This window comes from Streptomyces sp. NPDC048417 (assembly GCF_040651615.1).
In the GTDB taxonomy this organism is placed as follows: domain Bacteria; phylum Actinomycetota; class Actinomycetes; order Streptomycetales; family Streptomycetaceae; genus Streptomyces.
This window is the reverse complement of sequence record NZ_JBEZKI010000004.1, coordinates 242,669-261,926: the sequence shown is the minus strand read 5'-3', so window position 1 is coordinate 261,926 and position 19,258 is coordinate 242,669. Positions and strand designations below refer to the sequence as shown.

The 19,258-nt window shown below is 70.3% G+C and carries 21 protein-coding genes and 1 pseudogene; 10 read left to right on the top strand and 12 right to left on the bottom strand.

Going from position 1 to position 19,258, the window contains the following annotated elements; all coding sequences use genetic code 11:
• The first annotated feature begins 95 nt into the window (after positions 1-95).
• Positions 96-563, top strand: a complete 468-nt coding sequence (locus AB0D59_RS08265; RefSeq protein ID WP_362562321.1) for a hypothetical protein — start codon at positions 96-98, stop codon at positions 561-563.
• Here AB0D59_RS08265 and AB0D59_RS08260 read toward each other — a convergent pair.
• On the bottom strand, positions 535-981 hold the full coding sequence (locus AB0D59_RS08260; protein WP_362562319.1) for a transposase: 447 nt from the start codon (positions 979-981) through the stop codon (positions 535-537). The two genes, AB0D59_RS08265 and AB0D59_RS08260, sit on opposite strands and share 29 nt — an antisense overlap.
• On the opposite strand from AB0D59_RS08260, the gene AB0D59_RS08255 reads away from it, so the two are divergent.
• The 9 genes and pseudogenes from AB0D59_RS08255 (at position 968) to AB0D59_RS08215 (ending at position 7,639) form a co-directional block, all read left to right on the top strand.
• Entirely contained in the window at positions 968-1,426 is a 459-nt protein-coding gene (locus tag AB0D59_RS08255; RefSeq protein WP_362562316.1) for a DDE-type integrase/transposase/recombinase, read from the top strand. The genes AB0D59_RS08260 and AB0D59_RS08255 overlap by 14 nt on opposite strands.
• Positions 1,423-2,448, top strand: a complete 1,026-nt coding sequence (locus tag AB0D59_RS08250) for a transposase (protein WP_362562313.1) — start codon at positions 1,423-1,425, stop codon at positions 2,446-2,448. Before AB0D59_RS08255 ends, AB0D59_RS08250 begins: the two co-directional genes overlap by 4 nt.
• A 30-nt stretch (positions 2,449-2,478) precedes the next feature.
• The gene (locus tag AB0D59_RS08245) at positions 2,479-3,144 is read left to right on the top strand and encodes a transposase (RefSeq protein ID WP_362562680.1); all 666 of its coding nucleotides are present in this window, start codon (positions 2,479-2,481) and stop codon (positions 3,142-3,144) included.
• A 65-nt stretch (positions 3,145-3,209) separates the two neighbouring features.
• Positions 3,210-3,476, top strand: a pseudogene (locus tag AB0D59_RS08240) (transposase family protein); the annotation flags it as partial.
• Positions 3,477-3,545: 69 nt separating this feature from the next.
• A complete protein-coding gene (locus tag AB0D59_RS08235; RefSeq protein WP_362562311.1) occupies positions 3,546-3,791 on the top strand; it encodes a DUF2283 domain-containing protein in 246 nt (81 codons plus the stop codon).
• Positions 3,792-3,839: 48 nt separating this feature from the next.
• Positions 3,840-4,784, top strand: a complete 945-nt coding sequence (locus AB0D59_RS08230; RefSeq protein ID WP_362562308.1) for an ISL3 family transposase — start codon at positions 3,840-3,842, stop codon at positions 4,782-4,784.
• Positions 4,785-5,024: 240 nt separating this feature from the next.
• Positions 5,025-5,399, top strand: coding sequence for a transposase (locus AB0D59_RS08225; RefSeq protein ID WP_362562305.1), 375 nt, complete (start codon positions 5,025-5,027; stop codon positions 5,397-5,399).
• Between the two features lie 230 nt (positions 5,400-5,629).
• Positions 5,630-5,917: a hypothetical protein gene (locus tag AB0D59_RS08220; protein WP_362562303.1), complete on the top strand. Its 288-nt coding sequence runs from the start codon at positions 5,630-5,632 to the stop codon at positions 5,915-5,917.
• A 999-nt stretch (positions 5,918-6,916) separates the two neighbouring features.
• Positions 6,917-7,639 (top strand): phosphatase PAP2 family protein, encoded by a 723-nt coding sequence (locus AB0D59_RS08215; protein ID WP_362562301.1) that lies wholly within the window; start codon positions 6,917-6,919, stop codon positions 7,637-7,639.
• Between the two features lie 7 nt (positions 7,640-7,646).
• Here AB0D59_RS08215 and AB0D59_RS08210 read toward each other — a convergent pair whose 3' ends face one another.
• The 11 genes from AB0D59_RS08210 to AB0D59_RS08160 are packed head-to-tail and all read right to left on the bottom strand — an operon-like array spanning position 7,647 to position 19,258.
• Positions 7,647-8,972: a glutamate-1-semialdehyde 2,1-aminomutase gene (locus AB0D59_RS08210; RefSeq protein WP_362562298.1), complete on the bottom strand. Its 1,326-nt coding sequence runs from the start codon at positions 8,970-8,972 to the stop codon at positions 7,647-7,649.
• A gap of 7 nt (positions 8,973-8,979) precedes the next feature.
• Positions 8,980-9,531 (bottom strand): dTDP-4-dehydrorhamnose 3,5-epimerase, encoded by a 552-nt coding sequence (gene rfbC / locus AB0D59_RS08205; protein WP_362562296.1) that lies wholly within the window; start codon positions 9,529-9,531, stop codon positions 8,980-8,982.
• Positions 9,528-10,778 (bottom strand): polysaccharide pyruvyl transferase family protein, encoded by a 1,251-nt coding sequence (locus AB0D59_RS08200; protein WP_362562295.1) that lies wholly within the window; start codon positions 10,776-10,778, stop codon positions 9,528-9,530. The genes rfbC and AB0D59_RS08200 overlap by 4 nt, the downstream gene beginning before the upstream one ends.
• Positions 10,775-11,722 carry a glycosyltransferase family 2 protein gene (locus AB0D59_RS08195; protein ID WP_362562293.1) on the bottom strand — a complete coding sequence of 316 codons (948 nt, stop codon included), beginning with the start codon at positions 11,720-11,722 and terminating at the stop codon, positions 10,775-10,777. Before AB0D59_RS08195 ends, AB0D59_RS08200 begins: the two co-directional genes overlap by 4 nt.
• The gene (locus tag AB0D59_RS08190) at positions 11,719-13,017 is read right to left on the bottom strand and encodes a hypothetical protein (RefSeq protein ID WP_362562291.1); all 1,299 of its coding nucleotides are present in this window, start codon (positions 13,015-13,017) and stop codon (positions 11,719-11,721) included. Before AB0D59_RS08190 ends, AB0D59_RS08195 begins: the two co-directional genes overlap by 4 nt.
• Before the next feature lie 5 nt (positions 13,018-13,022).
• Positions 13,023-14,306: a DUF4910 domain-containing protein gene (locus AB0D59_RS08185; protein WP_362562289.1), complete on the bottom strand. Its 1,284-nt coding sequence runs from the start codon at positions 14,304-14,306 to the stop codon at positions 13,023-13,025.
• Entirely contained in the window at positions 14,294-15,328 is a 1,035-nt protein-coding gene (locus tag AB0D59_RS08180; protein WP_362562288.1) for an SDR family oxidoreductase, read from the bottom strand. The genes AB0D59_RS08185 and AB0D59_RS08180 overlap by 13 nt, the downstream gene beginning before the upstream one ends.
• Positions 15,329-15,334: 6 nt before the next feature.
• Positions 15,335-15,982: a PIG-L deacetylase family protein gene (locus AB0D59_RS08175; protein WP_362562286.1), complete on the bottom strand. Its 648-nt coding sequence runs from the start codon at positions 15,980-15,982 to the stop codon at positions 15,335-15,337.
• Positions 15,979-16,773, bottom strand: coding sequence for a sugar phosphate nucleotidyltransferase (locus tag AB0D59_RS08170; protein ID WP_362562283.1), 795 nt, complete (start codon positions 16,771-16,773; stop codon positions 15,979-15,981). The genes AB0D59_RS08175 and AB0D59_RS08170 overlap by 4 nt, the downstream gene beginning before the upstream one ends.
• On the bottom strand, positions 16,770-18,020 hold the full coding sequence (locus AB0D59_RS08165) for a class I SAM-dependent methyltransferase (protein WP_362562281.1): 1,251 nt from the start codon (positions 18,018-18,020) through the stop codon (positions 16,770-16,772). The genes AB0D59_RS08170 and AB0D59_RS08165 overlap by 4 nt, the downstream gene beginning before the upstream one ends.
• A complete protein-coding gene (locus tag AB0D59_RS08160; RefSeq protein ID WP_362562278.1) occupies positions 18,017-19,258 on the bottom strand; it encodes a glycosyltransferase in 1,242 nt (413 codons plus the stop codon). The genes AB0D59_RS08165 and AB0D59_RS08160 overlap by 4 nt, the downstream gene beginning before the upstream one ends.

Genomic DNA, 19,258 nt, shown 5'->3' with positions numbered 1-19,258 from the left:
GATCGGTTGGTTCGGGGTAGGTGGGCATGAACTGCGGTCGGTGGCGGGAGAGATGGGCGTGGTTGCTCCGCTTGTCTGGCTCGTGGAGGTGGCTGGTGCCGTCGGTGCTCGGTCTGCTGGAGGCCCGGGAGAAGAGGGTCCGGGAAGAGATCGCGGGGTTGCGGGAGGAGGCCGAGCGGGTGCAGGCCGCGCTCGGTGAGGCGGAAGGAGCCCTTCAGCGGCTGGTGGATGCCCGGGCGACGGTGGCCGAGGTACTGGCCGAGCCGCCTTCGGCAGTCGCGGAGCCGGTACGGGGCGCGATGACGGGCTCGCCGGTGCCGCACCGGAGTGAAGGAATGTCGACGTCGGTGCTCGCGGCGGACTACCAGCGGATCGTGTCGGTGCTGGAGTCGGCGGGCCGGGAGGGGATGCGCTGCCAGCAGTTGGCCGTGGCCCTGGGCCTGCAGGCGGTCCCGGCGAAGGTCGAGGGGCTGCGGTCGAAGGCGAAACGCCTGGTGGAGCGGGGCTGGGCCCTGCAGGTGCGGCCGGGGGTGTTCACCGCGCCCGCAGGGCCGGCCGGCTGAAAGCACCGGGGCGGCGTCCGGCCAGGCGGCCGCTCATGAGCATGGTCATCGACCACAGCACCATGGCCTCGTGCATGGCGGGCAGCCTCTCGTAGTCGCGCGCCAGACTACGTGAGCGCATCAGCCGGCTCAGCGTTCTTTCCACCACCCACCTGCGGGGCAGCACCACGAACCCGGTGGTGTCGTCGGAGCGTTTGACGATGTCGAGGGCGAGCTGGAGTTTCTCGGCCGCCCAGTCGACCAGGCGCCCGGCACAGCCGCCGTCCGCCCACACCAGGCGGATGGAGAAATACGTCTTGCGAAGCCGCTCAAGCAGTGGGACGGCGGCGTCGCGGTCCTGCACGCTCGCCGCGGTCACCCACACGGCCAGGACGAGGCCGAGGCAGTCCACCACCAGGTGCCGCTTGCGGCCGCCCACCTTCTTCCCGTCCGCGATCCGCGACGCGTTCTCCCGCCGGGTGGTGGCCTGGGAAACCTCCGCCCGCGCGGACGCCGACCTGGTCCTGACCACGCTGGAGTATGCCCTGGCCAGCCGCGAAGTCGCCCCCGGCGAGCTCATTCACCACGCCGACCACGGCTGTCAATACACGTCCGTGAAGCTCACAACTCGCCTGCTCAGGGCAGGTATCCAGGCGTCTATGGGCTCGGTCGGCGACTCGTTCGACAACGCCCTGGCGGAGAACCTATGGATGGTCATCAAGACCGAGTGCATCCGCGGCCGCGTCTTCGCCACCAGAGCCGAAGCGAACCTCCCACTCTTCGAGTACATCGACGGACCCTGTTGCCCAATTCGAGGGAATTTGCGTCGATCACTCGGTCGGAGGCAGGCGGCGAGACGGATCCTGCTGGTCAGGGGCGCGTGAATGGGGTCGCCCTACGACAGGGGGTGGCGGCTGTGGCCGGGTCAGTCTTCTCGAACGAGGAGTTCCGCGAGGCGTTCGGAGACCGCGGCCGGCCTGGCATCTCGCCCGGACAGCTCGCCCTGGTAAGCGTGCTGCAATTCGTTGAGGACCTGACGGACCGACAGGCAGCGCACGCGGTGCGGGCCAGGATCGACGTGAAGTACCTGCTGGGACTGGAGCTCACCGATCCCGGCTTCGACTTCACGGTGCTGACCGGGTTCCGGCAACGGCTGCCGGACCACGGCCTGGAGGAGCGGGTGCTGGACCTGCTGCTGGAGCGCCTGGCCGGTCAGGGCCTGGTCAGCGCCGGAGGGCGGCAGCGCACCGACTCCACTCATGTCTTGGCGGCCGTCCGGCGCTTGAACCGGTTGGAGTTCATCGGCGAGACGCTCCGGGCCTGCCTGGAAGCAGTGCCCGCGGCCAGTGCCCAGTGGCTCGTGAGCTGGATGGACCCGGCATGGCAGAAGCGCTACGGCGCCAGGACCGATGCCTACCGGCTGCCCTCCGAACGGTCCGAACGCGACCGGCTGGCCCAGCAGATTGCTGCCGACGGCTACCGTTTACTCGAAGCCGTACACACTTCCACGGCACCGACATGGCTGCGCGAGATCCCCGCGGTGACCGTGCTTCGGACGGTCTGGATCCAGCAGTTCACACGCACCGTCACCGACGGAGTGCAGGAGGTGGGCTGGCGAGGCAAGGATGATCTCCCGCCGGGCAGAGCGCTGATCGCCTCGCCGTACGATCCCCAGGCCCGGTATTCACACAAGCGCGGCTCGGCCTGCACCGGCTACAAGGTCCACTTGAGCGAGGACTGCACCGGCTCCGGGCAGCCGCATCTGATCACCCACGTGGTGACCACCGATGCCACCGCGAACGACGCCACCGTCGTCGACGCAGTGCACGACGCCTCACCACCAAGAGCCTCAAGCCCGCCGAACACCTCCTGGACTCGGGATACTCCTCCGCCGAACTCCTGCTGACCGCCCCTGTCGAACGCGAAATCTGTGTGAATCGCACCGGTCCGGCCGAACAGCACCCCGCAACAGATCAGGTCCGCCGGGTTCGGCAAGTCCGCCTTCACCATCAACTGGCAGGAAAGGACTGCCACTTGTCCGTCCGGCCGGACCAGCCGCTACTGGACAGTCGGCCTCGACAACAACGGCCGCGACGCGATCAGAATCCGCTTCGCGACCACGACCTGCTCTCCCTGCCCCGTCCGGGACCAGTGCACCCGCTCCACCCAGTACGGCCGACAGCTCACCGTCCCGCCTCAAGGGCAAGACGCCCTGCTCGAACGCGTCCGCGCCGAGCAGACCACCAAGGCGTGGAAGGAACGCCACGCCGCCAGGGCCGGTGTTGAGGGAACCATCCACCAAGCCGTCGCCGTCGGCGGTATGCGTCGCACCCGCTGTCGCGGCCTAGCCAAAACACACCTCGGCCATGTCCTGACAGCCACTGCAGTCAACTTGATCCGGCTCGACGCCTGGTGGACCGGCACCCCGCTCGCCCAGACCAGAACCTCCCGGCTCGCGGCCCTCGAACTCGCCACAAGAACCAATTGGGCAACAGGGTCATGCTTCTACAACCCCGCCGCATCCAAAAACGACTCGGCTACCTCAGCCCCATCGAGTACGAGGAGAAGCACTACGCCAACCAGGCAACGGCCGAACAAGTGAACCTGAAACCACGTCAAACCGCCCTGACCAGCTAGTCAGCCACCCCGCACAGCGGGGGTACCTCAACCCAAGCCGGCATCCGGACGTGGGCAGACAAGGGATATCAGGGAGCTCGAGGGACGATCCGGGTGCCTTACCGGGGCCGCAGGAGCACGCTCCCAGCCGGGAAGCGGGCGGTGAACTCCTCCCACGCCAGGATCCGAGCCGTCGGAGAGCAGGCCAACGCCATACTGAAGAGTTGGCGGCTCCTGCGCAAACTCCGTTGCAGCACCGCCCGCATCACCGACATCGTCAAGGCCGTCCTGGCCTTGCACCTTGCCACGGCAGCCTGAGGTCGCTGTGGCCGGAGGCATGGACAAGGACAGCGCCCCCGTCAACGACAGCAGGGGAGACTGCTCACCGTGACAGACGTCAGAGTCACCTACGACAAAACCGTGAACGCAGCGTACGTTTACCTCACCGAACCGCAGGCCCGCGTGCAGTCCGTGCGCATGTATCCCTGCGATCCAGTGGACGTCGACGGCATGATCAACCTCGACTTCGACGAGCAGGGCCGCCTCATCGGCATCGAGGTGTTGGCGGCCAGTTCAAAACTGCCCGAGTACCTGCTCCAGTCCGCGGAGCGACTGGACACCGAAGGTGCATGACCAGTCGAGCACCACGCTCGCAGCGAGCAGGTTGGAAAAGGCTCACTGATGTTCGACGGGATCGACGAGGTGTACGTCGAGACGGTTACAGCCGCATTCGACACGGTCGAGGTGGTGGCGAGAGGCCGCGAGACCGGGGCCGCATGCCCGGACTGCGGCCGCTTCTCGGACCGAATCCACGACCGGTGCCAGCGCAGGCTGAAAGACCTTCCGCTCGCTGAGCAGGGCTTCGTGATCCGACTGACGGTCCGGCGCTTCATCTGCGGAGCGGCGGACTGCCCGCGCCGGACGTTCGCCGAGCCGTTCTCCCGGCTGGCCGCCCCGCACGCACGGTTCGCCACTCGGCTCAACCACGCCCTGGAGCGAGTGGGGCTCGCCCTGGCCGGGCGGCCCGGCGCTCGGCTGACGGCCCAACTGGGTTTCGGCGCGGGAAGGATGACCTTGTTACGCAGGGTCACATCATTGCCCGATCCACGGTTCAGTACTCCGCGTGTGCTGGGCGTGGACGACTTCGCGATCCGCCGCGGCCAGACGTACTCCACTGTCTTGACCAGCGTCGAAGACCATCGCGTGGTCGATGTGCTCCCGACGCGTGAAGCCGGACCGCTGGCCGCCTGGCTGACCCGCCACCCGGGCGTGCAGATCATCTGCCGGGACCGGGCGGGCGCCAACGCCGAGGGTGCCCGGCGCGGTGCCCCGAACGCTCTGCAGGTCGCCGACCGGTTCCATCTGTGGCAGGGCCTCGGCCGGGCCGTGGAGACCTGCATCGCCGCCCACGGCGACCGCCTGCGCAACCCTTCGCCCAGAAGCGTGTTGCCGGAGGCCACCGGAGGGGCTTCGGGTCGACCGCAGGACGACTCAGAGCCCGTCGGCCGGCGGCCCGAGCGGAAGAAGGCAGCACATGCCCTGGTCCACGAGATGCTTGCCCAAGGTCACTCACGCCGGGCGATTGCCCGGCACCTGGGCTGGGGTCTCAACACCGTGCTCCGATAAGCGGCCGCCGCACGCTGGCAGGACACCTTCCGTGAAAACCCGCCCCGGCCCAGCAGGCTGGACCCCTACAAGCCCTACTTGGAACGCCGATTTGCTGCGGGGTGCATCAGCATCACCCGACTGCACGGCGAGCTGGTTGCCAGGCAAGCTCCTGTCACCTACGCCATGGTCCGCGCGCACATCGCTACTTTGCGCGGGACTCCGTCCGCCGCACCGCCTCGGCCGCCGACAGTGCGGCAGGTGACCGGCTGGCTCACCAAGCACCCCGCGACTCTGACAGAGGAAGACCGGGCCGGCCTGAAGGAGGTCCTGGCCCGCTGCCCGGAACTGGACAAGGCGGCTGGACACGTCCGCGACTTCGGCAAGATGCTCACCGACCGCCTCGGCTCCACACTCCCAACCTGGATCGACGCAGTCGACGCCAGCCAGTTACCCGGCCTCACCGGCTTCGCACTCCACCTGCTCCGAGTCCTCGACGCCGTGACAGCCGGGCTCACTCTCGACTGGAGCTCAGGCAGCATCGAGGGTGCTGTGAACCGCATCAAGAAGATCAAGCGGCAGCTCTACGGCCGAGCCGGATTCGAGCTACTCCGCAAGATGATCCTGCTCCAGTAACACTCCGAGACGTCCACCAAGATCGGCGCGAGAACCGAGGACTGGGGTCCATGGAGGTGCCCAGCCGTGGAAGGATGGCCTCATGTTGATCCGAAAGGGCGATGCCGCGTAGGCGTCCCAAGGCCGTCCGTGCAGAGCGGTGGCGGCCACGATGGCAGTATCCGGTCCTGAGGGTTCCCGGTGTCTCCGCGCGGACCCGTGCAGCGATCCGCCGGGTCGAAGACCAGGAGATGTGGCCCAACGCGGTCGCTCATGGGCTCTCTCGTTTCGAGTGGGCTTTTAAGCAGCCCGGACGGTATCTGGACGCCTCCGAGGTCTGTTCGCCCGGTATAGAGGTGGAAGATGCCCGTGATGACCTGGAGTGGGCGATGCTGCACCTTCCTCCCGGGGCCAAACGGGACTTGGGTCGACTGATCACGCGCATTGATGAGGAATTCGAGCGCCGTACCCTTCCCGAGCCCAACAACATCGAGTGGGCAATGTCGGGCTGGTGGTGGACCAGAATGCGTGAACGTTGACGGGCCCGGGATCGTAGCCCTCTCCTGCAATCGAACGTCCCGTCACCCTCTGCGACCGCTCCCCAAGATCTGTGCCAGAATCCAAAACTCATCGACGTGTCGGCGGGCAAGCCCCCTCAAGCGTTCCCAGAAGACGATGGCTGATGCCGCGCGGCATGAGAACCAACAGATCAGGCTGTGGCCGCCGAGGGAGCACTGCACGCAGGCAACCGCGCGGCCTCCCGTGGGGAGCCGGGAGGCGTGGCGGGCGCCGCCGCAACAGGGAGCGGCAGGGCCCGAGAGGCCTCCGCCTGGGGGAGGGTGAGGCGCCGTCCGCACACCATGCACCACAAACCAGCCATCAGGATAGATCCCGCCCGAAAATAGGCACTGCCGGCGCCAACGGCAATGTTGGGCCCATGACGATCAAGATGAACAGCTTTGGGCTCACCTGGACCGACGCCGAAGGAGTCAACGGCGGCCCTGGTTCCCATACTCGCAACGCTCCTACTGGGCGGCGGTATCGCCGACCGCTACCGGCGCGACACCGTCCTCCGCCTCACCAGCCTGGGCGCCGGCCTCGCCCAGGTCGGCGTCGCGCTCCTCCTCCTGACTCATAAGCACCCGGCGTTCCTGCTGCCGCTGTCGGGCCTCAACGGCATTTTCCAGGGACTGACCAGGCTCGCGCTGCGCGGCATCGTCGCAAATCTGGCGGCAGGGCGTGGTATCCAGCGGGCCAGCTCCCTGCTGGCTTCCGTCAGGAACGCCACGCAGATCCTCGGTGCGACGGCAGCCGGCCTGGTGACCGCTTCCGTGAGAACTCTCGCAGAACGCCCACACAGGCCGGTCAGGGTGACGCGTTTGTCCTTACGGAGTTGTTTTGGCACTGCTCGTATGTCTGCGCGGGTTGTTGGTTAGGGTGACCAACAGAGGCTGATCCCGATGCCCTTGGCCAGGGCGATGGCGACGGGGGCTCGCGTTGGATCGCCTGGCAGGAGCGGACCGCGGCGCGGTGGGCTTATGACCCGCAGGTCGGCGCGCGCGACGCTGCCCCCGTCGCTGCGTGTGTCACTCTGGCTGATCTCAGTGCTCGCCACGCTGGTGGTCGTCGCGCTCGGGGTCCTGTTCGCCGGCCACGGCGAGCCCAGCAGGGTGGACAGGTGGATCGTCCGGCCGACGGCGGACAGTGTGCGTCCGCCGTGGCGGTACGTCGCTCTGGCCTTGGACTTCTTGGGGGAACCCGCGGGATCGGCGATGCTGATCGTGGCCGGCGTGGCGGGCTGCCTGCTGCTGCGGCGTCCCCGCGCAGCGGTGCTCGTGGTGGCCGGCGCCGGCCTGACCGTGGGGACGACCACGCTGCTCAAGCAACTGGTGGGTCGCACCATCCACGGCGCCGGCAACCTCTCCTACCCGAGCGGGCACACAGCCTTCTTCACCGCGCTCGCCCTCATGGCCGCGCTGCTCGCGACCGGTCGGCTCGGCCTCGGCTGGAAGGCCGGCCTGTCACTCGTACTCGCCGCGGCGCTGGTCGCCGGCGCCACCATGGGCTGGGCGGAGGTCGGCCTGGGCGCGCACTACCCGACCGACGCCCTCGGCGGCTGGTGCACCGCGCTGGCGGTGATACCGGCGACCGCGTGGCTGGTCGACCGGGCGGTCGACAGGATGACCGACCGGACGACCGACCGGACGACCGACCAGGTGACCGACCGGACGACCGGCGTGGGCCGGCGGGAGCGCCGCTGACGTCTCGTCACGCCAAGCTGCGGAATACGGGCTTCACCGCTCGCCCGGCCAGCCAGGGAGTGGGGTCGGCGGCGTCCAGTGCCTTCCGGTACACCGCACATGCCTGGGCCACCACGCCGATGGTGCGGTCGATGTCCGCGTCGTCGAGTGCGCTGCTCACCACGAACGACGGGGCGAGCACCCCGCCCGCGAGGAGCCGGCGCAGGAACAGGGTGCGGTACTGCTGCGACGGTTGCAGGTTCTCGTCGAGGGTGGCGAAGACCAGGTTGCTGGCCCGGCCCCGGACGACGACGTGGTCGCCGACGCCCATGGCGGCCGCGGCGTCGCGGACACCGGCGGCCAGCCGCTCGCCGAGGGCGTGCAGCCGCGCGGTGACGCCCTCCTCGACGTAGGTGGCCTGCACGGCCATCGCGGCTGCCAGGGAGTGCGTCTCCGCACCGTGCGTGGTGGACAGCAGGAACACCCGCTCGCCGGAACCGCGCAGTCCGCCCCGTTCCATCAGGTCACGGCGGCCGGCCAGCGCGGAGACGGCGAATCCGTTGCCCAGCGCCTTGCCGAACGTGGAGAGGTCGGGGACGACGCCGTACAGGCCCTGGGCGCCCGCCTCGGACCAGCGGAAGCCGGTGATCATCTCGTCGAAGACCAGTACGCAGCCGTGCCGGTCGGCCAGCTCGCGCAGTCCGGCGAGGTACCCGGGCGGCGGCTCGGTGTGGGTGGCGGGTTCCAGGATCAGGCAGGCGATGTCGTCCGGGTACCGGGTGAGCAGTTCCTCCGTGGCGGCCAGGTCCCCGTAGGGGAAGGACACGGTGAGCTCGGTGGTCGCCGCCGGAATGCCGGCGGACATCGGTGTGGTGCCGATGAACCAGTCGTCGACGGAGAAGAACGGGTGGTCGGAGCAGAGGGCCACCCGCGAGCGGCCGGTGGCGGCGCGGGCGAGGCGCACCGCGGCGGTGGTGGCGTCGGAGCCGTTCTTCGCGAACTTCACCATCTCGGCGGTCGGTACCGTGGCCAGGAAGCGTTCCGCGGCCTCGACCTCCACGATGGACGGCCGGACGAAGTTGCTGCCGCGGTCGAGTTCCCGCCGGACCGCCTCGAGCACGCGTGGGTGGGCGTGGCCGAGGCTGACCGACCGCAAGCCGGAGCCGTACTCGATGTAGCGGTTGCCGTCGACGTCCCACACGTGGGCGCCGCTGCCGTGGCTGATGACCGGGGCCAGGTTCTCGGGGTACTGGTCGTCGCCCTTGGCGTAGGTGTGCGCGCCCCCGGGGATCATGGTGTGAAGCCGCTCGTTGGCTGTCCGCGACAGGGGCAGGTGAAGCTCTTCGGTGTCCACGGGGACCTCAACTTTCTCTGTGCTTCAGGACCTGGGCGAGGCTCGGCGCCTCCCGGTCCCGTTGGGACATCAGTGCGGCCGGCAGCGGCCAGGGAATGGCGAGTTCCGGGTCGTCGAAGGCGATCGTCACGTCCTCGGCCGGGTCGTGCGGGCGGTCGATCCGGTAGGAGGTGTCGGCGGTTTCGGTCAGGGCCTGGAAGCCGTGCGCACACCCCGCGGGGATGTACACGGTCACCTGTGTCTCGCCGGACAGTTGGAAGAAGGCCCGGTTCAGGTAGGTCGGCGAGTCCGGCCGCAGGTCCACGACGACGTCGAAGATCCTCCCGTACGAGCACCGCACCAGCTTTGCCTCGCCGGCGCCGGAGCGCAGGTGCAGGCCGCGCAGCACGCCCCGGACCGAGCGGGACACGCTGTCCTGGACGAAGGCGTGTGGGTCGAGGCCCACCGAGCGGACCACGTCGGCGTCGAAGGTGCGGCAGAAGAAGCCGCGCTCGTCGGCGTACGGCGTCGGCTCGAACAGGAACGCGCCGGCGATCTCCGGGACTTCGGTCGCTTTCATGGAGACTCCTGCCGAGGGCGGGCCTGGGTGTGGGCGTGGGTGTGGGCGGTCGCCGGGAACAGGGCGGCGGTCAAGGCGGTGAACTGGTCGTCGAGTTGCCGGGCGGCGTCCAGGTTCCGCTCGGCGAGGGTCCCCCGCAGTTCGGCCGACCGCTTCTCCAGCGCCCGGAACTGCTCGAGGAGCCGGTCGGCGTCGACCTCGCGCGCCGGGTGGCAGTACGCGCCGAGGCCCATCCGGGCCATGAGCGCGTCGCTCTTCGCTGCGTAGCAGAGGGCGAGCACGGGCGTGCCGGTCTTCAGCGCGCAGATCACGTTGTGGTAGCGGACGGCCACTACGGTGTCGGCGGCCGCCATCTCGTTCATCAGGTCGGCCAGTGAGGCCGGCTCGGCGGCGGTGACCAGCGGTGAGTCCACCGCGTCGAGGATCGCGGCGACCACCGAAGCATCGCACTCGTCGCCGGTGAGCAGCCGGACCTGCCTGCCCTCCTCGACCAGCACGCGGACGAACCGGATCGTCCCGTCGAGGTAGCGCCGGTGGATCTCGTCCGCCCGGGCGCGGTCGTCGTTGCCGCCGTGGAAGTCCATGACACCGAGGCAGACCGGGCCCGGTGAGCCCGAGGGCGCGCTCGCCGGCGGTGTCGGCAGGGCGAACGCCAGATCCGGGTAGATCTCGTCGCGCGCGGTGTCCACGCCCATCGCCCGCATCGCGTCCCGGGACTGGGCGTCCCGGTACGACCGGTACGCGGCCAGCCGTGCCGACCAGCGCACCAGGGCCCGGGTGGGCCGGTTGCGGATCTCGGCGGCGCCGACGCTGACCAGCGCGACCCGGGTGCCGAGCAGCCGGCCGCTCGCGCAGAGCAGGAACAGCGAGTACGGGAAGCCCCAGGGCCGCAGCGGCAGGGTGGCCTCCAGGACGCCCATGCCCGGCACGATCACCACGTCGTGCCGGCGCACCCAGGCGGCGGTGCGGAAGACGTCGACGAGTTTGCCGAGCCCCTTCGACGCGATCGCGCCCGCACGTGAGGCGGTCCGGTACTCCGCGCGGTTCCAGTGCATCCGAGTGGCGGGGATCCCGAACCGGGCCGTCACGGCCTCGGGTCCGCCGCACAGCGCGTCCACGACCGCCTCCGGGTGCTCGGCGCGCAGGTACCCGAGGACGGCCTGGAGCGACCCGTCGTTGCCGAGGTTTCCGGAGCCGAGCAGGCCGAACACCCCGACGCGCACCGGGGTTTCGTCCGTCGGCGTCATGACTGCCTTCCCTCACGGCCGGCGACGAGGGCGTCGACGGAGACCGTGAGCAGGGCCGGGTCGACCGGGGCACGGTCCTCGACGCGCTCGCCGGCGCCCGGCCGGGCCCGGCTGGTCATCCACGCGGCCAGGTGGCGGTAGCACGCGCGCCGGTCGGCCGGGGACAGGGGCGCCCGTCGGATCGCCGAGGCGAAGCCCCAGACGTACTCGGCGAGCAACCGGGGCGTCGGGTGCAGCAAGCCGGCCCGGCGCGGGTCCAGGTTGACGCACCGGGAGCGCTTGGACGGGTTCGCCCGCTCGGCGCGGGTGGGGTGATCGCGGCGGAAGTACAGCAGCTCCGGCACCTGGTGGAAGGGCCCGTGCAGGGTGATCTCGGCGACGAACGTGCGGTCCGCGTGGTGGTAGCTGTCCATCGCTTTCACCCGGCGCAGCATGTCGGCCCGCATCACTCCGTAGAAGTCGTCGCCGCCCGGCTCGAACAGCAGACTGCGGAAGCGCTCCGGCGCGTGCGGCGAGTCGGTGGCGAGGGTGTACTCGTAGGGGACCGTCACCTGGCCGTCGCCGTCGATGACCGCCTGGCCGGTGTGCGCGAGGATCACGTCCGGCCGCTCGTCCAGCGCCTCCACGCAGCGCCGCAGCAGGTCACGGCCGTAAAGGTCGTCGTGGGAGGCCCACTTGAACAGTTCGCCGCGGGACTCGGCGAACACATGGTTGTGGTTCGGCGTGGCGCCGATGTTCCGGGGCAGCCGGAGGTACCGGATGCGGGAGTCCTGCGCGGCGTACTTGCGGCAGATGTCCTCGGTCCCGTCCGTCGAGGCGTTGTCGGAGACGACCAGTTCGAAGTCCTCGTAGGTCTGGCCGAGCAGGGCGTCGAACGACTCGGCCAGGTACTCCTCGCCGTTGTACACGGGCAGGCCGATGCTCAGCCTGGGTCGGTCGGTCATGCGGTCCTCACTTCGGGGATGGGATGGCGGTGACGCTCGCGCAGGGCGGACCGCAGTTGCAGCCACCACACGACCGAGCCGCTGAGGGTCGCGGCGGCGACGCCCCAGGCCGAGCCGGCCGTACCGGCGACGGCCGCGCCGCCGAGCCCGCCGCCGACATAGCAGGCGGAGGCGAACAGTTGGCAGCGCAGGCTGCGCCGGGCCGCGCCAAGCGCGCGCAGCCCGGCCGCCGCGCCGGTGCCGAGGCCCGCTCCCGCGACACTGAGGGTGATCTGCACGATGAGGTGCGAGGAGGAGTGCCAGACATCGCCGAGCGCCAGTCCGCCGAGCCGGTCCGGCATCAGCAGCAGCGCCGAACCCCAGAGCAGCGCTCCGGCGGCCTGCCCGCCGCCGAGGAGGAGGCAGAACCTGCCCAGTTGGTGCGGGGCCCGCCGCAGCACCCGTGCCGCCTCCGGGACGGTGACCAGCGAAAGCCCCATCAGCACGGCGAGGAACGGGCCCATCAGGAGTTCGGCGCCCCGCACCGCGCCCACCGCGCCGACCCCGACGATCACGCCGAGCCCGTACGCCCGCACCTGGCTGGCGCCGCTGAGGCTGACGTTCTCGACCAGGTACCGGTAGCCGAGATCGCGCTGCTCGCGAAGCCACCCGCGGGCCTGTGCCATGTGCGGCCGGATGCCGGACTGGAGGTAGCCGTAGCCAGCGGCCACCGTGGCGGACGCGCCCCAGGCGAGCACGAAGGCGGCCACGCTGTCCACGTGGGCCGCCACCACCATGGCCGGGACGAGCGCGATGCCCCACACGACGTCGTTGACGAACGCCTTCCGCCCGGCTCCGGCGGCGAAGAACGAGAACCGCCAGGCGTCCTGGAGGAGCAGCCCCGGCAGCATGATGCCGAGGGCGGCGAACGCGGGCCCCACGCGGCCGCCGAGACCGAGCCCGGCCGCCAGGCACACCACGCCGAGAGCCGTGCCGACGCCGAGCGCGGTACCCGTCGAGCGGGCCACCGCACCGCGCCAGGACGTGTCCGGCACGCCGCTGAAGCGCACCACGAGCGGGTCGGTGGCGAGGCCGCGCGAGACGTTGAGGACGACGCCGTAGGTCACCCAGGCCAGGCTGAACACGCCGAACGCGGTCACCCCCAGCGAGCGGGCCACGTAGATGCCCACCGCGAAGTTGCTGATGCTGGAGGCCGCCTGGTCGGCAAGTCCCCAGGACAGCCGGCCGACCAGGGCCCGCTTGGCCGATACGGCCGGTGGCGCCGTCTTCTGCGGATTCTCCCCCTCGGTGGTCATCCGTGTCATTCCTTGATCAGCCCGGCGCCGAGCAGCGCGCCCGCCGCGGCGGCGACGGTGTCGAAGGGCAGCCCGGACCGCTCGGCGACGTCCAGCAGACTGTGCTCGCCGTCGGAGAGGTTGAGCACCCAGAGCATGGCCATCTGGGCCTGCTTGGTGTCGCTGCGGCCGCCGAGCGCGTCGTACAGCCCGCGTCGGCCCAGTTGCGGTTCGCCGTAGGGGCTGAGGTTGAGGTACTGCCGGTTGCGGTCGAGGACGGCGAACGCCTCGCGGCAGACCGCGAGGGTGTCCGCCATCGCCTTCGGGGAGACGAAGTCCAGGTTGTCCGCCGAGGTGTGGTACTCGGGGTAGCCGGCATACGGGGTCCGGGTGAGCGAGCCCACGCCCAGATTGAACCCGGGCGAGCAGAACTGCCGCTCGTCGTAGCCGTACGGGGTGAACTCGGTGATGTGGTGCGGGCGTTCGGATGCGGTCAGCACGTGCCGCAGCACCCGGTCGATCTCCGCGTCGCCGCGCCTGCTCTGTTTGTACGTCAGGTGGCCCGGGTCCCCGGCGCAGGCCAGCACGAGGCCGTGCTTGACCCGGTCCACCCGCTCCGCGTTGCGGGCCAGCCAGGTGATCGCCCCGATGGTGCCGGGCGCGAACAGGAACCGGTAGGTGTAGTGCGTCGGCTGCTCCGCAAGGGCCCGGGCCAGATAGGTGGCCACGGAGATGCCGGCCAGGTTGTCGTTGGCCAGCGACGGGTGGCAGACGTGGCAGGAGACGATGACCTCGTCGGCGACCTGTCCGGGGACCACGTACTCGGCGTAGGTGAGGTGGCCGTCCGCGAGGGTGGAGTCGATGTGCACCTCGTACTCGCCGTCCGGCAGCGCGTCCAGGGTCTCCTGGGCCAGGCAGAACCCCCAGTCCGGCTTGTAGTAGCTGGTGCGGTACGGCACCCAACTCGGGTGGTCCGGCAGGGTGTGCAGGTGCGCGCGCAGTTCGGCGAGCGGCATGGTCGCCGACACCGGCACGCTGTAGCCGAGCACGTGCAGGCTGGACGCGGCGAAGTCGACGACCCGCCGGCCGGCGGTGTCGGCGATGTACGCGTCCCGGATGTTCCACTCCTGCGGAACCGTCCAGTCGAGCACCTGCGTCCCGGTCGGCACCTCGTGCACCTGGAGCGGGATGTACTCGCCGACGATGTCCAGGGTGGCGCGTACACCGTCGCCGGTGATGCTGCGGCAGAGCGGGTACATCCGCTCCACCAGCGTGTACATCTCTTCGCCGGCGTTGGTCATCGGCGCCACCGCAGGGTGTCGTCGACGGTGCCGGCGTCGGTCGCCGCGCGCAGCACGGCAAGGCGGGTGAAGCGCTGCTCGAAGTCCTCCCGGGTCAGCCCGAAATTCCGGTAGGCGTCGGCGAGTTCGAGCGCGCCCTGCTTCACCGTCCACTCGCAGTCGAAGCCGGGAATCGCGGCGCGGAACCGGGAGAAGTCCACCCGGTACGACCGCGGATCGGCACCGTTCTCCCCCGTGATCACCACCTTCGCGCCGGACACCGCCTCGGCGACCTGCTCGGCGATCTCGGCGACGGTGACGTTGTTGATCTCGCTGCCGATGTTGAACGCCCGGTCGTGCACCGCCTCGCGCGGCGCGGTCAGCGCGGCCGTGAAGGCGCGTGCGATGTCGGCGGCGTGCACCAGCGGGCGCCAGGGGGTGCCGTCGGAGAGCACCAACACCTCGCCGGACAGGAGCGCGTGGCCCACCAGATTGTTCAGCACGATGTCGGCGCGCAGCCGGGGCGAGTAGCCGAAGGCGGTGGCGTTGCGCATGAACACCGGGGTGAAGTCGCCGTCGGCCAGCGCGTGCAGGTCGTCCTCCACCCGGACCTTCGACTCCGCGTACGGCGTCACCGGGCGCAGTGGGGCGTCCTCGGCCACCAAGTTCGACAAGTCGGGGTCGCCGGAGGCGCCGTAGACGGAGCAGGTCGACGCGTACAGGAAGCGCCGTACTCCGGCGTCGCGGGCCAGTCGGGCCAGCCGTACGGACGCGTGGTGGTTGATGTCGTAGGTGAGTTCCGGCGCCAGGGAGCCGAGCGGGTCGTTGGAGAGCGCGGCCAGGTGGATCACGGCGTCCACCCCGGCCACGTGGTCGGCCGTGACGTCGCGCAGGTCCACCCGCTCCCCCGGCGGGTCGGCGGGCTGCGGGCCAAGGACGCAGTCGGCGAACAGGCCGGCGTCGAGGCCGACGACCTCGTGTCCGGCAGCCTTGAGGACCGGGGCCATCACGGTGCCCAGATAGCCCTGGTGTCCGGTCAGTAGTACGCGCAAGGTGGTTCAACCCCCCAGGTTGAGCGTGAGTTTGGTGACGGCGAACGCCTCGGCGTAGCGCGCGTGGCATTCGATGCCGCGGATCCGGGCGAGGCCGAGGAAGGCCTCCCGGTCGTACCAGGGCCGTTGCCGCTGCGAGGGGTAGTGCTCCTGCAGCAGCCGCACCTTCTGTTCGGCGGTCTCCGGCGCCAGCGGCTGGTACGCCGCCGGACGGCCGAGATCGCCGTCCCACTTGACGATCTCGTAGCCGAGCACGAGGTGGTCACGGAACGCGGTGGGCAGCAACTGCGCCAGGCCGCGGTGGTCCTGGTGGGCGTCGTCGGTGCGCGGTCCGAGGATCAGGTCCGGTTCGGTCTGCGCACGCAGTTCCTCGACGGTGGCCTTGGCCTCCTCCCAGTGCGCGGGCAGTCGGCCGTCCGGCAGCTTGTGCACGGTCAGCCGCAGGTCGGCGCCCGGGCAGAAGGCGGCGAGCGCGGCCTGCTCCTCCTGCTCGCGCTCGCTGCCGCCGCCGGAGAGCACCAGCGCGTCGACCCGGATACCGGGCCGCGCCTGGCACAGCGTCAGCAGCGTGCCGCCGGCGCCGATGGCGATGTCGTCGCAGTGGGCGCCCACCGCGACGATCCGGTCAAGACGACCGGCCCCGAGCCGGATCACGCACGCACCCCCGCGACGTCCCGTTCCCACACGGCCCACGGGCGGTCGCCCCGGGTGTAGGCCTCGTCGAGCGCGGCCCGCTCCTTCACGGTGTCGGTCGGCTTCCAGAAGCCGCGGTGCTGATGGGCCACCAGCCGCCCCTGCTTGGCCAGTTGGGCGCATCCGTCGGCGACCAGGTCCCCGTTCTCCGGTATGTGGTCGAAGACCTCCTGGCGGAGCACGAAGTAGCCGCCGTTCTCCCACAGCGGCAGTTCGCTCACCGCGGTGATGCCTCCCACCAGGCCGTCCTCGCCCAGCTCCACACAGTGGAACGACGACTGCGGCGGCACCACCATCATCGACGCCCCGGCGTCGCGCGCGGCGAACCGGTCGATCATCTCCGGCAGCGGGGCGTCGGTGAGCACGTCGGCGTAGTTGGCGAGGAACATCTCGTCGCCGTCCAGGTGGTGCCGCACCCGGCGCAGCCGCTCCCCGATCGGTGACTCGATGCCGGTCTGCGCGAACGTGATCGTCCAGTCGGCGATGTCGGTGGAGAGCAGCTCGGTCTTCCCGCCCCGCAGGACGAAGTCGTTGGACGTCGTCTCCTCGTAGTTGAGGAAGAAGTCCTTGATGTGGTGGGCCCCGTACCCGAGGCACAGGATGAACTCCGTGTGCCCGAAGTACGCGTAGTAGCGCATGACATGCCAGATCAGCGGTCGCGGGCCGACCATCGCCATGGGTTTGGGCACGTCGTCGGAGGTTCCGTTGCGCATCCGCATCCCGTAACCGCCGCAGAACAGGACGACCTTCATGCTGTGACCTCTTTCAAGACGCCCTCGACAATGCTCAGTTCCGGGATGGGAAAGACGAGCCGGCCGCCCCACTCGTGCACGAAGGACAGTTGCTCGACGAGCTCGGCCCGCAGGTTCCACGGGAGGACGAGGACGTAGTCCGGCTTGTCGGCGGCTATCTGCTCCGGCGCCAGGACGGGGATGCGGGTCCCCGGGGTGAACCTGCCGTGCTTGTACGGGTTGCGGTCGACGGTGTAGGCAAGCAGGTCGGGGCGGATGCCGCAGTGGTTGAGCAGGGTGTTGCCCTTGCCCGGGGCGCCGTAGCCGACGACCGTCTCACCGCGCTCTGCCGCCTCGATGAGGAACCGGAGCAGGTCCCGGCGTACTTTGGCCACCCGGGCGGAGAACTCGGCGTACCCGGACAGCTCCTGGAGTCCGGCGGCCTTCTCCCGGTCCAGTACGTCGGCCACCCGCCGCGTCGGCTCGCCGGTCGCCTCGGCCGGACGGGCCCACAGCCGGATGGAGCCGCCGTGCGTGGGCAGCAACTCGACGTCCACGAGCGCGAGTCCGCCGCTCGCCAGGGCCCGGATCGCGGAAGCGACCGTGTAGTACTGGAAGTGCTCGTGGTAGATCGTGTCGTACTGGTTCTCCTCGATCAGGGTCAGCAGGTGCTGCACCTCGATGGAGACCCAGCCGTCGTCGGCGACCAGGGCGCGCAACCCCTGGGTGAAGCCGACCACGTCGGGGATGTGCGCGTACACGTTGTTGGCCACGACCAGGTCCGCCGGGCCGTGCTCCTCGCGGACCGCGGTGCCGGTCTCCGGGGAGAGGAACTCCGTGAGCGTGGGCACGCCCGCCTCCCGTGCCGTGGCGCCGACGTTCACCGACGGCTCGATGCCGAGGCAGCGGATCCCCTGGTCCACCACGTGCCTGAGCAGGTACCCGTCGTTGCTCGCCACCTCGACCACGAAGGCCTCGGGGCCGAGCGGCAGCCGCTCGACGGCGTCGGCGACGAAGGCGCGCGCGTGCTCCACCCAGGAGGTCGAGTAGGAGGAGAAGTACGCGTACTCCTTGAACGTCTCCTCCGGCGTGATCAGCGGCGGGATCTGCGCGAGCCAGCAGTCGGCGCAGACCCGCAGGTGCAGCGGGTACGCCGGCTCCGGCTGATCCAGTTGGTCCGCGGCGAGAAAGCTCTCACACGGCGGCGTCGCCCCCAGGTCGACGACGCTCGCCATCGCTTCCGAGCCGCAGAGTCGGCATCGTGTCATGTGCTGTCCCCATCCCCCCTGCTCGCGCGGGTGTCCCCGCCGCGAGCCTGTGCCGACCGTCCCGCGATCGCGGTGCGGTACTCCTCCAGCAGGCGCTCCAGGCCGACGGCCGGGCTGAATCCCTGCTCGTAGCGGCGGCGGGCCGCCTGGCCCATCTCCCGGTTGCGGTCGGGTTCGGCCGCGATCCGGCGTATGCGGGACGCGAGCGAGCCCGCCTCGCCAGGCTCGTGCAGCAGCCCGGTGACACCGTCCTCGACAAGTTCGACGAAGGCGCCGTGGCCGGCGGCGACGGTCGGGACCCCGGCCGCCATCGCCTCGACGACCACCAGGCCGAACGCCTCCAGCCACGTCGAGGGAGCCACCACCGCGACCGACCGCTCGATGGCCTTCCGGCACTCCGCCGTGTCCAGCAGGCCGACGTAGCGCACGTCGTCCCGGCCCGCCGCCCAGGCGGTCACCTCCGGCTCCAGCGGTCCGGTGCCGGCGATCACGAGCGGCACGCCCACACCGCCGCTCGCCGTGATCTCGTCCCACGCGGCCATGAGCAGCCGTACGCCCTTGGCCTCCGCGAGCCTGCCCAGGTAGAGCAGGTGCTCTCCCTCGCCGTCCCGGCACGTGCCGGGGTCGGGCACGAAGTTGTTCTTCACCGTGAGCCGCTCGGCCGGCATGCCGGACCGCACCAGGACGTCGCGCTGCGCCGCGGAGATGCAGAAGAACCGCTCCACGCCGGACCACCACCGCCGCCGGTTGACCGACAGGCTGACCGCGAGCGGCACCGTCGCGAGGCGGGAGTTGCGGTAGCACCCGTGCCGGACGGCGGGCAGTGGTGCGGAGCCGACGCACTCGGTGCACGGTCGGCCGTCCCGCTGCAGCGTGCCGGGCGGGCAGACCTGGGTGTAGTTGTGCAGCGTGGCGACGGCGGGCACCCCGGCGTCGGCGCACGCGGCCAGGACCGCGGGCGACAGGAGCGGGAAGACGTTGTGGACATGCACCACGTCCGGTCGCTCGGCGCGCAGCCGGGCCGCGAGTTCCGTGCGGACCGCCGGGTTCCACGGCACCAGGAGCGGCACCGCGACCTTGCCGAGGAGGGACCGGACGGCGATGTCGTCGCTGCGCCGCTCGAACACGTCGACCCGGTGGCCGGCCGCGCGCAGCAGCTCCACCTCCTGGTCGACGACCTTGTTCTCGCCGCTCGGCTGCGCGGAGGCATAGCGGTTGTGCACCACGAGGACGTGCAT